The following is a 1,315-nucleotide window of genomic DNA, read 5'->3' as shown; positions in this document are numbered from 1 at the left end:
GGTACGAACTACAATCAAGTCGTTAAAGAGTTGCGCATCCACTTTTCGGAGAAGAAGGCGATGGCGTTGCTCTACAAGTTGGAGAAACATACCATCGACCTTGTGAAACTGAGCCGGGAGATTGTGAAACTTTCAAGGGAGATGTATGCCAAGTGGGAACAACAGACTTGAAGAAGGTTGCCTGATTAATGAACGAAGTTCATCGGGCGGCCGGGGTTTCAATTCAAGGATGAAAACCGACCAAAAGGGATAAAATTATAATCGAAGAGTACATGCCTTATATTTTAGATATGCACTTTTCGTATTTAATATACCAAATAATTAGTAATAAGCACATGCCTTAACAATGAACATTATTTAGCAATGTTCATTGTTCGTTGTTTTTTGATAGATACATTATTGATACTGAGTTGTCTTTGTCTTTCTCACTATTTATTGGTATTGCATATACCATTGAATCATAATATCTTTGCACCCGAAAAGGAAACAGTGTTTAATCATGCAGTCACTCAAAAACGACATCAGGCAAAAGATAATGGATGCAGGACGCAAAGAGTTTTCCCGCAAGGGCTTTACGAAGGCTTCCATGCGTTCCATTGCCACGCAGGTGGGTGTCGGAGTTGGAAATCTATATCACTATTTTCCAAGTAAAGACAGTCTGTTCTGTGCAGTCCTTGCCCCTATTACCTCGTCTTTTTATTCCATGTTTGACCGTCATCACGGAAAATATGCAGACGCATTGGATATGATACGGGAAGAATATCTGTTTTCCGCCGTTTCCGAGTATATGAATCTGCTGCGTGGCAACCGTACTCTGATGAAGATTTTGTTTTTTGGGCACAAGGGTCTTCATTAGAGCATTTCAAATCGGAATTTACCGATAAAGCTACGGAACAAGTGAAAATATGGTTCAAAGACAACAAGACGAAACATCCGCATATGAATATACGGGTGAGCGATTTCATGATACATCTGCATACGGTGTGGATGTTCACGATGTTCGAGGAGATATTGATGCACAAGATTACCGTGGATGGAATGCAGCAGGTTGTGGAAGAGTATATCAAATTCGAGATAAACGGATGGAAACACATATTGGAAATATGAGAGTCCGATTCGGACTGCATGTAAAGGCTTCAGGCAAATTGGAGGAGAGAATTTCAATATTGAGATTCTCTCCTCTTTTTTTGAACGTTTTGAAACAATGTTCATTATTGACGTCTTTTTGAATGACTGATTATATAATTAATACTTCGTTAAAATTACAGTTAATCCGTTGAAAACAAATGAGTTAGTAAATAATATTTAGTATAAT

The 1,315-nt window shown here is 38.6% G+C and carries 2 protein-coding genes and 1 pseudogene; all 3 read left to right on the top strand.

The features are described 5' to 3' along the window. A pseudogene (locus M1B78_RS18355) lies at positions 1-171 on the top strand (conjugal transfer protein MobA); the annotation flags it as partial. Positions 172-499: 328 nt separating this feature from the next. Further along, positions 500-856, top strand: a complete 357-nt coding sequence (locus tag M1B78_RS18350) for a TetR/AcrR family transcriptional regulator (protein ID WP_257941484.1) — start codon at positions 500-502, stop codon at positions 854-856. 41 nt (positions 857-897) lie between these two features. Then, positions 898-1,107 carry a hypothetical protein gene (locus tag M1B78_RS18345; protein WP_257941483.1) on the top strand — a complete coding sequence of 70 codons (210 nt, stop codon included), beginning with the start codon at positions 898-900 and terminating at the stop codon, positions 1,105-1,107. The last annotated feature ends 208 nt before the right edge of the window (positions 1,108-1,315 follow it).

This window comes from Bacteroides muris (ex Fokt et al. 2023), from assembly GCF_024704895.1.
GTDB classification, from domain to species: domain Bacteria; phylum Bacteroidota; class Bacteroidia; order Bacteroidales; family Bacteroidaceae; genus Bacteroides; species Bacteroides muris.
The sequence above is the reverse complement of the archived record's forward strand: the minus strand, read 5'-3'. Positions and strand labels throughout refer to the sequence as shown.